Here is a 14,595-nt window from a genome sequence, read left to right on the forward strand (position 1 = left end):
GCGACCAGATCGGAGTAATATGACGCACGGCAATGAAGACAGACATGCTTCATTGCCGTTTCTGCTTTTTAATGACGGGAGGGTTCAATGGCTGTAGCTGCCAATAAGCGTTCGGTAATGACGCTGTTTTCCGGTGCCAACGATATGTTCAGCCATCAGGTGCGCATTGTCCTGGCGGAGAAGGGTGTTAGCGTGGATATCTGCCAGGTGGATCCTGCCAACCTGCCGGACGAGTTGGCCGAGCTGAACCCGTACGGCACTGTGCCGACCCTGGTGGATCGCGAGCTGGCTCTGTACACCTCGCGCATCATCATGGAGTACCTGGACGAGCGTTTCCCGCACCCGCCCCTGATGCCTGTCTATCCGGTGGCGCGCGGCAACAGCCGTCTGATGATGCACCGCATCGAGCTGGACTGGTACTCCCTGGCCGACAAGATCATGGCGGGCACGGATACCGAAGCCGCCCGTGCCGAGCTGCGTGACAACCTGCTGGCCATCGCCCCCATCTTCGGCGAGATGCCCTACTTCATGAGCGAGGAGTTCGGTCTGGTGGACTGCTACATGGCTCCGCTGCTGTGGCGTCTCCCGAGCCTGGGTATCGACTTCACCGGTCGTGGCGCCAAGGAGCTGAAGGCCTACATGGTGCGCCTGTTCGAGCGCGAATCCTTCCAGGCTTCCCTGACCGAAGCCGAGCGCGAGATCCGCGCCGGCGTATGAGCATGGAACCGACGATGACCCCCAGTCGCCCGTATCTGTTGCGGGCGTTTTTCGACTGGTTGCTGGATAACGACCTGACCCCTCATCTGGTGGTCAATGCGAACATCCCCCATGTGATGGTGCCGATGCAGTTCGTTCAGGATGGCCAGATCGTCCTGAACATTGCGCCTCGGGCCGTTGGCCAGTTCCACATGGATAATGATGCAGTCAGCTTCAGCGCCCGTTTCGGTGGCGTGTCGCAGCAGGTCTACATCCCGATGGCGGCCGTACTGGCCATCCACGCCCGGGAGAACGGTGTCGGGACCCTGTTCCCGCCCGAGCCTGGCTACGATCTCTGGCTGGAGCAGGCGGAAACCCAGATACAGCCCGAGCCGGACCCCGAGCCGCCACGCCCCTCGGGTCGCCCGACTTTGAAAGTCATCAAATAAAAAAACGCAGCCGATTGGCTGCGTTTTTTATGGGTTCGGGTGACGCGATCAGTTCTGGGCGAACTCGAAGGCCTTGATCACCTGCTTGACCCCGCTGACGTGGCGTGCGATCTCCACGGCCTGATCCCCCTCCTGACGCGTCACCAGACCGATCAGGAACACCTCGCTGTTCTCGGTGACGACCTTGACCTTGGTGCTGTCGAAGTTCTTGGTCCCCAGCATGTCGGCCCGCACCTTGGAGGTGATCCAGGTGTCGTTGCTGCGCACCCCTATGCTGACCGGCTTGCCGAGACGCAGCTCGTTATAGACGTGGCGTACCCCTTCGATGCGGGCCACTATCTTGCCCGCCTCCTGCTTGTAAGCGTCAGAGGGTGTCTGGCCGACCAGCAGAACGCGGCCATTGTTGCTGTAGACGCTGATCTTGCTGGCCGCGCTCAGGGGCTTGTTGTCGGCCAGCAGATTGGCCGCCTTCAGCTCAATGGTCTGATCGTCCCACTGGGCGCCCAGGGTGCGACGATCCCCGGTCGCCTTGGCGGTACCGGCTGCACCGCCAACCACCACGGCTGCGCAGCCTTGCAGCAGCAAGGCGCCGGTCAGAAGGACAAATGCGAGAATGGGCTTCTTCATGGTTTCAGTCTTCCTGTTGCGGGAAAAGAGTCTGGTCGATGAGATCACACAGGCAGTGCAGGGTCAACAGATTCACTTCCAGAATGCGAGGGCGGCGGGCGGACGGCACGCGGATCTCCACGTCATTGGGTCCGAGCAGACCGGCGATCTCTCCCCCGTCTCCGCCACCCAGCACTATGATGGTCATGTCGCGGGAGAGGGCGGCCTCGGCGGCCTTGATCAGGCTGCGACTGTTGCCCGTGGTGGTGATGACCACCAGGATGTCGCCGGGCTGACCCAGGGCCCGGATCTGCTTGGCATACACCTCTTCGAAACCGTGATCGGTGGCGATGGCGCTGATGGTGGCCATGTCGGGGGTCAGAGCCAGTCCGGGCAGAGAGGGGCGGGGCGTCTCATAGCAGTTGACCAGCTCGGAGATGAACAGCTGTGCCAGCGCGGAGGAGGGGCCATTGCCGCACGCCATCACCTTGTGGCCGTTGAGCAGGCAGATGGTCAGCATCTGTGCCGCCGTGTGGATGGCGTCCGGCAGCGCCTCTGCGGCGGCGATCTTGGTCTGGATGCTCTCGGTGTAATTCTCTTTGATCGGGTCTGTCATGGAGTCCTCTTAAAACGCGTTCTGGATCCAGTCCGGCTGGTCACCCTCGAACGCGATCACATCGAATCGACAGGCCTGGCTGGCCTCGTTGATGGCATGTTGCTTGAAATAGTGGCGTGCGGCCAGCACGATCTTGTGCTGCTTGCGCCGGGTGACCGAGCTGGCGGCTCCGCCATGGCTGGCTTGAGCGCGATATCTGACCTCGACGAACACCAGGGTTTCCCCCTGGCGCATGACGAGGTCGATTTCACCACCGCGGCAGCGGTAGTTGCGGGTCACGGGTTGCAGGCCACGGGCCTGCAACCAGCGTTCCGCTACTTGCTCAAAGTGCTGTCCCTTGTTCGTCGCCGCCGATGGCAACAGGTTCAACCACTGCTGGTGCAGTTGTGCCAGTAGCCTCTTCATGGGTCGCGTCCTCCAGCTGGGGCACCGCGCTGTCGCTGACCAGCTGGCCATTCTGGTAGGTGGCCCAGTCCAGCATGCGCACTATGTTGCCCTGAGGATCCACGCTCAGCTGACCGCTCATGCCCGGTTGCTGCATGGCGTTCAGCTTGCGCATCTGCTGCAGGTTGCCAGCCAGGCCGACGGCATCGTAGCCGAGGGCGAACAGGCGCAGCAGGTCCCCCTGGGTTTGCGGCCAGAGCAGGGCAATCTGTTCACGTTGCTTCTCATAGCCGCCCAGCAACAGCGGCATCTCGGAGATGTGCATGCCGTTGAGCTCGGAGGCGACCTCGGTCGCGCCGCTGTCATAGCCGCGCGCGCTGCTGTAGATGGGCAGGCTGCCCATGGGATTGACCGAGATGTCCACATAGGGCTTGATCATCCGGGTTTCCAGGCTGTTGGCCACCACGTAGACGGCGTCTATGCTGCGCGGCGTCGCATCGGACAGCTGGACTATCTCCCCGGCACGGGCGGTGGATCGGCCGCTCAGGGCGTTCTTGACCATGCCCTGCACCTCGTTGCGCGCGCCGAAGGTGGCAACCACGGGTTTCTCCTGGCTGACGCCGGCCCAGGCCAGCTCGAACGCCTTGATGCTGCTGTAGCCAATCCGGCCTTGCGCCGCGATCAACAGCGGCTTGCGATAGCCCTGCCCATAGAGATACTGCGCGGCCTGGCTCGCATCGGCGGCGGCGGAGAGGGAGAAATAGAAGGTGTTGTCGTTGACGATGGGCTTGTCCAGCTCGTTCAGCGCCAGCACGGGCACGGTCGGGTTGGACTTGAGCAGATCCTCGACCTGGTCCTTGAGCAGCGGGCCTATGATCATGTTGGCCCCTTCCTGGATCGCCTGCTTGTAGAGATCCCCCATCGCCTTGCCCTGGGTGTCGTAGAAGTTCAGGGTGAACTGTCCCTGATTCTCCTTGTAGGACATCAGCATGCCGTTGCGGATGGCGGCGCCCTGGGTTTCCAGATTGCCGGAGAGGGGCAGGAAGACGGCGACCTGCTGCAGCGGACCTGCATCCGTGGTGGCGAGATCACCCAGGCCGGCCGGCATGTCGCTCTGGGCCGGATGGTTCGGGAAGGCTTGCTTCCAGCCGGCGAGCTGGCGGGCAAGCTGGCTCGGCTGGGCGCCGAATTCGTTCACCAGGGCGGCCAGTCGCAGCCAGCCGGTGGTGACGTCGGGGGCCGGCGCCTCTTCCAGAGCCTGCAGGGTGGAGGGGGTCATGCTCTTGAGCAGAGACCAGATCTGCTGATGGTTGGTGGCCAGCTCATTCTTGGCCAGGTAGGGCTCCAGCAGGATCAGCGACTTGGCGGCACCGAACTTGTTGTTGATGTCCAGTTGCAGCACCACGCGCTGGCGGTACCAGTCCTTCTGGGTATCGGCATCCAGCGCCACCTCGGGTTTGCCCTCCAGCAGGATCAGCGCCTGGTTGGCGTTGCCCTGGGCGAGCAGCAGGTGCGCTTGCAGCAGCTGCAGTTGCGCCTGCTGCTCCGGGCTCTGGGCCTGCTTCTGCAACTGCTGGTACAGGGCGGCAGCCGGCTTGGCCTGGCCGAGGGCCAGGTAGCTGCGCGCAGCCATCACCTGCCAGACGAAGGCTTCCGCCGGCTTGGCGGGATCCACCTGCTCCAGATACCACTGGGCATTCTTGGTCAGATCCGAGAAGGCCGACGGCATGCCGGGCTGTCCGGAAGGTTGATTGGGCTCCGACGCACAGGCGGCAAGCAGGACTGCCGCGAGTAGGATGCCGAAGAGTCGTGATACACTTAGCTGCTTTGTAACCCGGTTCAAGTTCATTCCCCGACCAGTGTTGAAATTCTCCATAGTGTAAACGGGCCAATATGGCGACACAATTGTCGGGACGCTCGGAGATCCCATGAGTGACATCCCAACCCTGTATATAGTCCCCACCCCCATCGGCAATCTGGCGGATATCACCCAGCGAGCATTGGACACTCTGCGCCGCGTCGATCTGGTGGCCGCCGAGGATACCCGGCACACCGGCATCCTGCTCGGCCACTACCAGATCTCGGTGCCGACCTTCGCCCTGCACGATCACAACGAGCAGCAGAAGGCGGACGTGCTGATCGGCCGGATCAAGGAGGGCAAGAGCGTGGCCCTGGTCTCCGATGCGGGCACGCCCCTCATCAGCGACCCCGGCTATCATCTGGTCACCCGTTGTCGCGAGGCCGGGGTCAAGGTGGTGCCGCTGCCCGGTCCCTGCGCCGCCATCACGGCGCTCTCGGCGGCCGGCCTGCCCACCGACCGCTTCGCCTTCGAGGGTTTTCTGCCCGCCAAGGCCAAGGGGCGGGATGATCGCCTGCAGGCGGTGATCGAGGACACCCGCTCCCTGGTGTTCTATGAGTCTCCGCGCCGGGTGCAGGAGACGGTGGAGGCCATCGCCCGTATCCTGGGGGAGCGCCAGGTAGTGGTGTGCCGCGAACTGACCAAGACCTTCGAGTCCATTCACGGGCTGCCCGCCTCCGAGATGCTGGCCTGGCTCGGGGAAGACGAGAACCGCTGCCGCGGCGAGATCGTGCTGGTGGTGGCGGGGGCCAGCAAGGAAGAAGAGGAGCTGCCGGCGGAGGCGATCCGCACCCTGGGGCTGCTGGTGGCCGAGCTGCCGCTCAAGAAGGCGGCGGCCCTCACCGCCGAGATCCACGGGGTGAAGAAGAATGCCCTCTACAAGTACGGTCTCGAGCATCATTAATTGTCGTAATCGGGAATTGCCGGTTTACCCCGTCCGCTTCACGAGGCTATAATCCGCGCCTCGGAGTTGGCTGGGCAATCGCTGCTTCGTCGTTGTGTCCCTTGGGACAGACGGGCGGAGGGGAGGAAAGTCCGGGCTTCATAGGGCAGGGTGCCAGGTAACGCCTGGGGGGCGCGAGCCTACGACCAGTGCAACAGAGAGCAGACCGCCGATGGCCCGCAAGGGATCAGGTAAGGGTGAAAGGGTGCGGTAAGAGCGCACCGCGCGACTGGCAACAGTTCGTGGCACGGTAAACTCCACCCGAAGCAAGACCAAATAGGCCCCTATTGGCGCGGCCCGCGTTGGGGGCGGGTAGGTTGCTTGAGCCAGCGAGCGATTGCTGGCCTAGAGGAATGATTGCTACCCGGGGCAACCCGGTACAGAACCCGGCTTACAGGCCGACTCCGACCTACTTCAGGTAAGCGATTACCTTAAAATCCCGGCACCCCAGGTGCCGGGATTTTTATTTTCCGGCTTGCCATGCCCCCGCGTGGCGCCTTTTGGGGTTTTGTAATAAAGTTCTCGCCCGTTTCGGTCGCTCTGTATCGGCTGGACTATTGGTATCGATCGCGCGGCCGGCCTGATGAGAGTCGCCATATGGCAGCAGGACGAGATGAAAATGGCAAAGGTGGATTTGTAATGTCATCAAGCGGCGTAATGCTCACACCTTCCCGGTTGCTCTGTGCCGAGCGTGGCAGAGCCCTTCCTCAATATGACTTGCTGGGGGTTGAACGCGCCAATCAGGCGCGCCTCAAGCAGCTCAATGCCCAGCTAGGCTCTTTTTCCCAGCAGGTATCGGGCTGCATGGCCCAGTTGTTCAATGCGGCGGACTGCGACCTGGCTTACCGGGATTTTTCCTCCGCGCTCCCGCAGGAAGGGGACGAGCCGCTGATCTGGGTCGAGGCCCGCACCCCGCTGGATGCCCAGCGCGTTGCCTACTTCTCCATTGCTCCCGCCGTCATCTATCGGCTCGCCGTGCTGTTTTTCGGGGGCTCTCTGCAACACGAGGGAAACCCGGTCGCCCATGGCAGGGGATTGACCGACACCGAGCAGCGGTTGCTGCTGCGGCTCTGCCAGTATCAGGTGGAGATCTGGTCCGCCTGCCAGGGCCAGGGAGACCTCGCCTGGCAGCTCACCCTGACCACCCGGGATGCGGTGCCGGCGAGCCGGCTCTGGGTGGCGCAGGCCGGCATGCTGGCGGGGGGCAGTCAGCATGACTGGCAGTTCTGGCTGGCTCCCCCCGAGGAGGCCCTCAGCATCGGCGGTCAGACTGTGCAGCAGGCACAGCTGGAGCAGGCCCTGGTCCAGGTGCCGGTGCGGCTGCGGGTGGTCATGGGCCAGATGTCCATGACCCTGGCCGATCTGGAGTGCCTCAAGGTGGGAGATGTGCTCTCGCTGGATTTACCCGAGGTGGTGCCGGCCCTGATCGGCTACCGCCCCTGTTTCAATGGACGCATTGCCGAGCATAAAGGCAGCCTGGTGTATCAGGTCGCAACGGTGGTAGAGGAGTAGTGGAATCGTGAACGAGCACAACATGAATGACCCGCTGGATCTGGATGGCCTGGATCAGCTGTTTGGGGACGACATCAGCATGCCGAGTGCGGCCGACTACATGGCGCCCACCAGCAGCACCAAGCAGCGGGACCTCTCCTTCTTTCACCATATCCCGGTCAAGGTGACCCTGGAAGTGGCCAGCACCGAGGTGGCCCTGGGCGAACTGATGAAGGTGGAAGAGGGGGCCGTCATCGAGCTGGACAAGCTGGCCGGCGAGCCGCTGGATGTGCGGGTCAATGGCCGTCTGCTGGCCAGGGGTGAAGTGGTGGTGGTGAATGGCAAGTACGGCCTGCGTCTGGTGGACGTGGTCGACACCAAGCTGCTGGGCGGCATGAACGACTGATGCGGTATCTGCCGGTAGCCCTGCTGCTGTTCGCGTTGCCGAGCTGGGGCGCGGACATGACGCTGTTCTCGGTCTCCCCCAGCGAGACCGGGGGTGAGGATTACAGCATCAAGCTGCAGATCCTCTTCTTCATGACCCTGCTGGGTCTGTTGCCGACCCTGCTGCTGATGATGACCAGCTTCACCCGCATCATCATAGTGCTGGCCATACTGCGCCAGGCCCTGGGGTTGCAGCAGAGCCCCCCCAACCGGGTGCTGATCGGCATCAGCCTGATCCTGACCCTGGTGATCATGAGGCCGGTCTGGACCGAGATGTACCAGCACGCCTTCGTGCCTTACGACCAGAACGAGATCACCCTGACGGAGGGGCTGACCCGGGCCGAGAAACCGCTGCGCCAGTTCATGCTGGCCCAGACCCGGGAGCCGGATCTGGAGCAGATGCTGCGCATCTCAGGGGAGCCGACCACCCTCAGCAAGGCCGAGGTCCCGTTCGGCGTCTTGCTGCCGGCCTTCGTGCTGAGCGAGCTGAACACGGCTTTCCAGATAGGCTTCATGCTGTTCATCCCCTTCCTGGTCATCGATCTGGTGGTCGCCAGCGTGCTGATGGCCATGGGGATGATGATGCTCTCGCCCCTCATCATCTCGTTGCCGTTCAAGCTGATGGTGTTCGTGCTGGTGGACGGCTGGTCCATGACGGTCGGGACCCTGGCCGCCAGTTTCGGTGGCGGAGGCTGACGTGACGCCCGAGCAGAGTGTGGCCCTGGTGGGGGGCGCCGTGAATCTGGTGGTCATCATGGTGTCCGTGCTGATCGTGCCCGGCCTCATCGTCGGGCTGGTGGTCAGCATCTTCCAGGCGGCGACCCAGATCCAGGAGCAGACCCTGAGCTTCCTGCCCCGCTTCATCGTGACCCTGCTGACGCTCATCTTCACGGGCAACTGGCTGCTGTCGCAGATCACCACCCTGTTCGCCGACCTGTTCCAGAAGATCCCCGGGCTCATCGGATGAACTCCCTGCTGTCGTTCAGTGCGGCCGAGCTGACCGCCTGGCTGGGACAGTGGTGGTGGCCCTTCATTCGCATCGCGGCCGCCTTCTGGGTGATGCCTGTCTTCGGTGACGGCCGGGTGCCGGCCCAGGTGCGCATCTTTCTGGCCTTCGTCATCAGCCTGCTGATCGCCCCCATGTTGAAGGGGATGCCAGTGCTGGATCCCCTCAGCGTCGGCATGATGGTGCTGACCCTGGAGCAGTTGCTGTTCGGCCTGCTGTTCGGGCTCTGCATCCAGATGCTGTTCATGGTGATGACCATGGCGGGCCAGATCCTCTCCATGCAGATGGGGTTGGCGATGGCGGTGATGAACGACCCCTCCAACGGGGACACTGCCCCCATCGTCAGCCAGATCATGCTGATCTTCTGCTCCCTGCTGTTCCTCGGCCTCAACGGTCATCTGGTGACCCTGGACGTGCTGGTGCAGAGCCTGCGTGCCTGGCCACCGGGCACCTCGCTCTATGCCCTTGACCTGAAAGGGGTCATCGGGCTCTTTGGCTGGAGCATAGGGGCAGCCCTCATCCTGACCCTGCCCGCCGTGGTCGCCATGCTGATGGTCAACCTCACCTTCGGGGTGCTGAACCGCACGGCCCCCTCCCTGAACATCTTCTCCCTGGGCTTCCCCATGACCCTGCTGCTGGGGCTGCTCACCATGGCCATCTCCATCAGCGGGGTACCGGCCCGCTATCTGGATCTGGTCGGCCACGTGCTGGCCCAGCTCAGGGCGCTGACGCCCCCATGAGCCAGCACAGCGCCCAGGACAAAACCGAAGAGGCCTCCACCCAGAAGCGGCGCAAGGCGCGGGAAGAGGGGCAGATAGCGCGCTCCAGGGAGCTGAGCTCCGCCGGTCTGCTGCTGATCGGTGGACTGGCCATGCAGTGGATGGTGCCGAGCTTCGGTCTCTTCTTTGCCGAGCTGATGAAGCAGCCCCAGCGCTTCAACTGGCAGGGGGCGCGGGATCCCCAGATGATGATCCAGTGGACCGCGGATGCCCTGATCGGCATGTTGTGGGTGCTGCTGCCGCTGTTCGGCCTGCTCGCCCTGTTGCTGATCCTGCTCAGCATAGTGCCCGGTGGCATGGTGCTGGTCTGGAAGAAGCTGATGCCAAGCGGGGAGAAACTCAATCCGCTCAAGGGTCTCAAGCGGATGTTCTCGACCCACAGCCTGATGGAGTTGCTGAAGTCTCTGCTCAAGGTGCTGCTGATCGGCGGCACCCTGGCCCTGATGCTACAGCACCAGTGGCCCCTGCTGATGATGATGAACCGCATGCCGCCCCAGGCAGCCATGGAGCAGGCGCTGCGCATCCTCTCCCAGGCATTTATCTTGCTAGGCAGCGTGCAGATGCTGATCGCCGTGCTGGATGTCCCCTATCAGCGCTGGTCCCTGAACAAGCAGTTGAAGATGACCAAGCAGGAGGTCAAGGACGAGCACAAGAACAGCGAGGGGCGCCCGGAGATCAAGGCCAGGATCCGTCAGGTACAGAGCATGCTGGCGCGGGCTCGCATCGAGCAGCGGGTGCCGCAGGCCGACGTGATCATAGTGAACCCGACCCATTACGCGGTGGCCATCAAGTATGATCCCGCACGGGCCAACGCCCCCTATGTGATCGCCAAGGGGGTGGACGGCATGGCGGAGCGGATCCGCGAGGTGGCGAGGCAGCACGACAAGAGGGTGATGAGCCTGCCCGATCTTACCCGGGCCATCTATTACTCCACCCGGGTGGATCAGGAAGTGCCGGCGGGTTTGTACACCGCGGTCGCCTATGTATTGAATCATGTATTGCAGCTTCGGGCCTATGAGGCTGGCAAGGGCAAGAAACCCAACCCCCTTGCCCCCCTGCATGTGCCGCCCGAATTACGTCAACCTGAGAGGTAAGTTGTGAACTGGCGTGTATTGACCCAATCCTATACAGCTATCCCCATGATGCTGCTGGCCATCCTGGCGATGATGATACTGCCTCTGCCCGGTTGGCTGCTGGATGCCCTGTTCACCTTCAACATAGTGCTGGCGGTGCTGGTGCTGCTGGTGTCGGTCTCGGCCCGCCGTCCACTCGATTTTTCCGTGTTCCCGACCGTGCTGCTGGTCGCCACCCTGATGCGGTTGTCCCTCAACGTCGCCTCCACCCGGGTGGTGCTGCTGCACGGCCACGAGGGGCACGAGGCCGCCGGCAAGGTGATCCAGGCCTTCGGGGAGGTGGTCATAGGCGGCAACTACGTGGTGGGTCTGGTGGTCTTCGTGATCCTGATGATCATCAACTTCGTGGTGATCACCAAGGGGGGAGAGCGGATCTCCGAAGTCTCCGCCCGCTTCACCCTGGACGCCATGCCGGGCAAGCAGATGGCCATCGACGCCGACCTCAACGCGGGCACCCTGGATCAGCACCAGGCCCGGGCAAGGCGGGAAGAGATCGCCCGGGAAGCGGACTTCTACGGTGCCATGGACGGGGCCTCCAAGTTCGTCCGTGGTGACGCCATCGCCGGCCTGCTGGTGCTCATCATCAACCTGGTGGGGGGGCTGGCTATCGGCATCTTCCAGCACTCGCTGCCGGTCTCCGATGCGTTCCGTATCTATGCCCTGCTCACCATAGGTGACGGCCTGGTCGCCCAGATCCCCTCCCTGCTGATGTCCACCGCGGCGGCCATCATAGTCACCCGCGTGAGCGACGAGGGGGAGATGTCGGATCAGGTCGGCCAGCAGATCCTGGCTTCTCCTCGTGTGATCTACACGGCGGCGACCATCATGCTGATCCTGGGCCTGGTGCCCGGCATGCCCATGCTGGCCTTCCTCAGTTTTGCCGCCGTGCTGGCCTGGACCGGCTGGAGCGTCAGCAAGCGCCGGGTGGCGGATCCGGCGCTGGATGCGGCCGAGGCGCTGACGCGGCAGATGGTGCAGCCGGAGCCCCAGGGGCTGGACTGGCAGGACCTGCCCCCGGTGGACAGCGTCGCCATCGAGCTGGGTTACCGGCTGGTGCCGCTGGCGGAGGCGGACAAGGGGGCCGAGTTGCTCGCCCGGGTGCGCGGCATCCGCAAGACGCTCTCCGAACAGTACGGCTTCCTGCTGCCCGAGATCCGGGTGCGCGACAACCTGCAACTGCAGCCGGATCAGTACCGCATCAAGCTCTCCGGCATCGCCCTGGCCTCGGGCAATGTGGATTGCCAGCGGCTGATGGCCATCAGCAGCGGGGAGACCTATGGTGCCCTGGACGGCGAGCTGACCCAGGATCCCGCCTACGGCATGAACGCGGTCTGGATCTCCCCCGACAACAAGGCCAAGGCCCTCAACCTGGGCTACTCGGTGGTGGACTCCGCCACCGTCATCGCCACCCATGCCAGCAAGCTGCTCAGGGAGCAGCTCGACGGGTTGTTCGGTCATGACGAGGTGGGCAAGCTGGGCCAGCATCTCGCCACCCAGTCTCCCCGCCTGGCGGAGGAGCTCAACCTGGCCCTGACCCAGATGCAGCAACTGCGGGTCTTCCGCCAGCTGCTCAAGGAGCAGATCAGCCTCACCGACATTCGCACCATAGCCACCACCCTGCTGGACGCGAGTGAGCTGACCAAGGATCCCGTCCTGCTGGCCTCGGACGTGCGCTGCGCCCTCAAGCGCCAGATCGTCAGGCAGGCGATAGGCTCCCGCGACGTGCTGGCGGCCTTTACCCTGGACGATCGCCTGGAGCAGACCCTGTTGAATGCGATGAGCCAGTCCCAGCAGCAGGGGAAGATCCAGCTGGACAGCTTCCCGGTGGATCCCCAGCTGCTGGCGCAGTTGCAGCAGAACATGCCGCTGGTGAAGGAGCAGTTGCAGCAGCAGGGCCATGCCCCCGTGCTGGTGGTCATGCCCCAGCTCAGGCCTCTGATCGCCCGTTATGCCCGCTCCTTCTCGAAAGGGCTCAAAGTGCTCTCTTATAACGAGATTCCGGAAGAATTGCGGGTCGAGGTGATTGGGACCCTGGGCTGAAGTTGAATTGCCTTGGCCCTCTGCCGGCAGGAAGAGGCTATTCCGCATATCTGCTTGAATTGTCATATAAAGCCGTTATGATGTGACGGCTTTTGACGCGACACAGACTGACAGTGAAAAATTAAAATAGAAACAGTCAGATGTGTCTCATGGCTTGAAGGATCACAAAGCCATGCCATCCAAATACGGGTCGTCGCATGATAAAGGCAAACTGAACTGAAAAGTCAGGACGCAAAGCCTCCGGTCTAACAGCATTGATGCTAATGATAGCGGGGTTACCAAGGCCATGATTCCCGCCTTGTTTTTATACCAATACAGGGTAAACGCTCAATAAGAAGCGCTGCTCTGTCTCCGGTATGTCTTCATTTTTCAGGTGTCAGTTCTGTTGATTGATTCATGTGCAATCACAGGTTCGGGTTTATATGATTTCTGATTTATCTATCAAGGAAAATTCAATACCCGTCGGTATTGAAGCGCGTGCGCATTTATTATTGGTCTCCTCATCGTTATCAAATGGAAACGATATTGGGGATATATTGTTGAATGCCGGTTATCGTGTTTCCTGTCTGGATTCAGTGACGCTGGCAAAGCAATTTCTCTCGAACCATTCTGCCGATCTCATCCTGCTCGACATGGCGGTCATGACCGAGGCCGGGCCTGCCATGGTGCAGACGCTGGCGGGAACCGACTGCGTCATCCTGGTCAACGAGCACCAGGCCTATCTGGCGGCCGAGGCCATGCGGGCCGGCGCCATCGACTACATCATCAAGCCCTTCAGCCAGCGACAGATCCTCGATGTGGTCAGGGGGGCCCTGCGCCTGCGCCAGGCCATCCCCAACCTGATCGCCACCTCCCCCCAGAGCCTGCAGGTGCTGCAGCTCGCCAGGCGGGCGGCCAAGACCTCGGCCACCATCCTCATCGGCGGCGAGTCGGGGACGGGCAAGGAGCGGCTGGCCCGCTACATCCACGAGATGTCCAGCCGGGCGGCCAAACCCTTCGTGGCCATCAACTGTGCGGCCATCCCCGAGGCCATGCTCGAATCCATTCTCTTTGGCCACAGCAAGGGGGCCTTCACCGGGGCGACGGCCAGCCAGCAGGGCAAGTTCGAGCTGGCCCAGGGCGGCACCCTGCTGCTCGACGAGATCTCCGAGCTGCCGCTGGCGCTGCAGGCCAAGCTGCTGCGGGTGCTGCAGGAGAAGGAGGTCGAGCGGCTGGGCAGCCACCAGGTGATCCCGCTGGATGTGCGGATCATCGCCGCCAGCAACCGGGATCTGAGAGAGCTGGTGCTGCGGGGGGCATTTCGCGAGGATCTCTTCTACCGACTCGACGTGCTGCCCATGAGCTGGCCCGCCCTGCGGGAGCGGCAGGACGACATCCTGCCCCTGGCGGAGTACTTCATCGAGCGTCACGCCCCCCAGCAGGGATACCGCCTCGGCGAGAGTGCGCGCAGGCAGCTGCTCTCCTACGACTGGCCGGGCAATGTGCGGGAGCTGGATAACGTCATCCAGCGCGCGCTAATTATGGCTCGCGGATTGCATATTCAGGCCGTCGATCTGATGCTGCCCCATTACGCCGCCGAAGCCGATCCCCCGCAGCCGCAGACGCTCGCGGCCCCGGAGGGGCTCAACGAGACCAAGCGGCATGCCGAATTTCAATTCGTCCTTGAGACGTTGCGCCGTTTCCGTGGTCACCGGACACGCACGGCCGAAGCCCTCGGGATGACGACCCGGGCACTTAGATACAAGCTGGCTGCCATGCGCGAGCAGGGCATCGATGTCGAGCAGCAGATACAAAACTAAGGGATAACCGAGTGAAGATTGAGATGATGTCATCACAGGTGACGCTCCTGCAGCAGATGCAGGAAATGCAGCGAGTCGCCAGCCAAACCCCTTCCATCGAGCCGAACGAGGCGTCTGCCATCTCGTTCAGCGACGCCATGCGCGACGTCGTCGGCCGCGTCAACGAGCAGCAGAATATCGCCTCCAGGCTGATGACCGCCGTCGACGCCGGTCAGAGCGACGATCTGGTGGGGGCCATGGTGGCCAGCCAGAAGGCAGGCCTCAGTTTTTCCGCCCTGATGCAGGTGCGCAACAAACTGATGACCGGCTTCGATGACATCATGCGCATGCCGCTCTGAGGGTAGGTCATGA

General features: G+C 62.7%; 16 protein-coding genes, 1 other RNA gene and 1 riboswitch. Of the genes, 13 read left to right on the forward strand and 4 right to left on the reverse strand.

The window, feature by feature from the left end:
* Positions 1-87: 87 nt before the first annotated feature.
* Together sspA and R2B70_RS01945 are read left to right on the forward strand one after the other, a co-directional pair.
* The gene (sspA, locus tag R2B70_RS01940) at positions 88-717 is read left to right on the forward strand and encodes a stringent starvation protein SspA (protein ID WP_318162500.1); all 630 of its coding nucleotides are present in this window, start codon (positions 88-90) and stop codon (positions 715-717) included.
* A complete protein-coding gene (locus tag R2B70_RS01945; protein WP_219142942.1) occupies positions 714-1,145 on the forward strand; it encodes a ClpXP protease specificity-enhancing factor in 432 nt (143 codons plus the stop codon). The genes sspA and R2B70_RS01945 overlap by 4 nt, the downstream gene beginning before the upstream one ends.
* Before the next feature lie 48 nt (positions 1,146-1,193).
* Here R2B70_RS01945 and dolP read toward each other — a convergent pair whose 3' ends face one another.
* The 4 genes from dolP to R2B70_RS01965 are packed head-to-tail and all read right to left on the reverse strand — an operon-like array spanning position 1,194 to position 4,480.
* Complete coding sequence (gene dolP / locus R2B70_RS01950) at positions 1,194-1,772, reverse strand: division/outer membrane stress-associated lipid-binding lipoprotein (RefSeq protein ID WP_042077591.1); 579 nt, start codon at positions 1,770-1,772, stop codon at positions 1,194-1,196.
* Between the two features lie 4 nt (positions 1,773-1,776).
* Positions 1,777-2,367, reverse strand: a complete 591-nt coding sequence (locus R2B70_RS01955; RefSeq protein ID WP_010675848.1) for an SIS domain-containing protein — start codon at positions 2,365-2,367, stop codon at positions 1,777-1,779.
* A 9-nt stretch (positions 2,368-2,376) separates the two neighbouring features.
* A complete protein-coding gene (locus R2B70_RS01960) occupies positions 2,377-2,772 on the reverse strand; it encodes a YraN family protein (protein WP_209794236.1) in 396 nt (131 codons plus the stop codon).
* Complete coding sequence (locus R2B70_RS01965) at positions 2,690-4,480, reverse strand: penicillin-binding protein activator (RefSeq protein ID WP_318162501.1); 1,791 nt, start codon at positions 4,478-4,480, stop codon at positions 2,690-2,692. The genes R2B70_RS01960 and R2B70_RS01965 overlap by 83 nt, the downstream gene beginning before the upstream one ends.
* Positions 4,481-4,679: 199 nt before the next feature.
* On the opposite strand from R2B70_RS01965, the gene rsmI reads away from it, so the two are divergent.
* The 11 genes from rsmI (at position 4,680) to lfiE (ending at position 14,582) form a co-directional block, all read left to right on the forward strand.
* The gene (gene rsmI, locus R2B70_RS01970) at positions 4,680-5,513 is read left to right on the forward strand and encodes a 16S rRNA (cytidine(1402)-2'-O)-methyltransferase (RefSeq protein ID WP_209794234.1); all 834 of its coding nucleotides are present in this window, start codon (positions 4,680-4,682) and stop codon (positions 5,511-5,513) included.
* A gap of 62 nt (positions 5,514-5,575) precedes the next feature.
* An RNA gene (gene rnpB / locus R2B70_RS01975) (RNase P RNA component class A) lies at positions 5,576-5,962 on the forward strand.
* Between the two features lie 229 nt (positions 5,963-6,191).
* Entirely contained in the window at positions 6,192-7,064 is an 873-nt protein-coding gene (gene lfiM, locus R2B70_RS01980) for a lateral flagellar motor switch protein LfiM (RefSeq protein WP_318162502.1), read from the forward strand.
* Positions 7,065-7,071: 7 nt separating this feature from the next.
* A complete protein-coding gene (gene lfiN, locus R2B70_RS01985) occupies positions 7,072-7,449 on the forward strand; it encodes a lateral flagellar motor switch protein LfiN (protein ID WP_041211834.1) in 378 nt (125 codons plus the stop codon).
* Entirely contained in the window at positions 7,449-8,183 is a 735-nt protein-coding gene (gene fliP, locus R2B70_RS01990; protein WP_216991126.1) for a flagellar type III secretion system pore protein FliP, read from the forward strand. Before lfiN ends, fliP begins: the two co-directional genes overlap by 1 nt.
* Before the next feature lies 1 nt (position 8,184).
* Complete coding sequence (gene fliQ, locus R2B70_RS01995; RefSeq protein WP_041211832.1) at positions 8,185-8,454, forward strand: flagellar biosynthesis protein FliQ; 270 nt, start codon at positions 8,185-8,187, stop codon at positions 8,452-8,454.
* Complete coding sequence (gene lfiR / locus R2B70_RS02000; RefSeq protein ID WP_318162503.1) at positions 8,451-9,233, forward strand: lateral flagellar biosynthetic protein LfiR; 783 nt, start codon at positions 8,451-8,453, stop codon at positions 9,231-9,233. The genes fliQ and lfiR overlap by 4 nt, the downstream gene beginning before the upstream one ends.
* Positions 9,230-10,366, forward strand: coding sequence for a flagellar biosynthesis protein FlhB (flhB, locus tag R2B70_RS02005; protein WP_318162504.1), 1,137 nt, complete (start codon positions 9,230-9,232; stop codon positions 10,364-10,366). Before lfiR ends, flhB begins: the two co-directional genes overlap by 4 nt.
* Positions 10,367-10,369: 3 nt before the next feature.
* Positions 10,370-12,445 (forward strand): lateral flagellar biosynthesis protein LfhA, encoded by a 2,076-nt coding sequence (gene lfhA, locus R2B70_RS02010; protein ID WP_209794228.1) that lies wholly within the window; start codon positions 10,370-10,372, stop codon positions 12,443-12,445.
* 195 nt (positions 12,446-12,640) lie between these two features.
* Positions 12,641-12,728, forward strand: a riboswitch (cyclic di-GMP riboswitch).
* Positions 12,729-12,981: 253 nt separating this feature from the next.
* Positions 12,982-14,244 (forward strand): lateral flagellar response regulator transcription factor LafK, encoded by a 1,263-nt coding sequence (gene lafK, locus R2B70_RS02015; RefSeq protein WP_318162505.1) that lies wholly within the window; start codon positions 12,982-12,984, stop codon positions 14,242-14,244.
* 11 nt (positions 14,245-14,255) lie between these two features.
* The gene (lfiE, locus tag R2B70_RS02020) at positions 14,256-14,582 is read left to right on the forward strand and encodes a lateral flagellar hook-basal body complex protein LfiE (RefSeq protein ID WP_318162506.1); all 327 of its coding nucleotides are present in this window, start codon (positions 14,256-14,258) and stop codon (positions 14,580-14,582) included.
* The last annotated feature ends 13 nt before the right edge of the window (positions 14,583-14,595 follow it).

The sequence above is a fragment of the Aeromonas sp. XH genome (assembly GCF_033348475.1).
In the GTDB taxonomy this organism is placed as follows: Bacteria; Pseudomonadota; Gammaproteobacteria; order Enterobacterales; family Aeromonadaceae; genus Aeromonas; species Aeromonas sanarellii.

Coding starts and splice junctions, on each gene's coding strand:
- sspA (WP_318162500.1), top strand. CDS start 88: ATGGCTGTAGCTGCCAATAAGCGTTCGGTAATGACGCTGTTTTCCGGT.
- R2B70_RS01945 (WP_219142942.1), top strand. CDS start 714: ATGAGCATGGAACCGACGATGACCCCCAGTCGCCCGTATCTGTTGCGG.
- dolP (WP_042077591.1), bottom strand. CDS start 1,772: ATGAAGAAGCCCATTCTCGCATTTGTCCTTCTGACCGGCGCCTTGCTG.
- R2B70_RS01955 (WP_010675848.1), bottom strand. CDS start 2,367: ATGACAGACCCGATCAAAGAGAATTACACCGAGAGCATCCAGACCAAG.
- R2B70_RS01960 (WP_209794236.1), bottom strand. CDS start 2,772: ATGAAGAGGCTACTGGCACAACTGCACCAGCAGTGGTTGAACCTGTTG.
- R2B70_RS01965 (WP_318162501.1), bottom strand. CDS start 4,480: ATGCCGTCGGCCTTCTCGGATCTGACCAAGAATGCCCAGTGGTATCTG.
- rsmI (WP_209794234.1), top strand. CDS start 4,680: ATGAGTGACATCCCAACCCTGTATATAGTCCCCACCCCCATCGGCAAT.
- lfiM (WP_318162502.1), top strand. CDS start 6,192: ATGTCATCAAGCGGCGTAATGCTCACACCTTCCCGGTTGCTCTGTGCC.
- fliP (WP_216991126.1), top strand. CDS start 7,449: ATGCGGTATCTGCCGGTAGCCCTGCTGCTGTTCGCGTTGCCGAGCTGG.
- lfiR (WP_318162503.1), top strand. CDS start 8,451: ATGAACTCCCTGCTGTCGTTCAGTGCGGCCGAGCTGACCGCCTGGCTG.
- flhB (WP_318162504.1), top strand. CDS start 9,230: ATGAGCCAGCACAGCGCCCAGGACAAAACCGAAGAGGCCTCCACCCAG.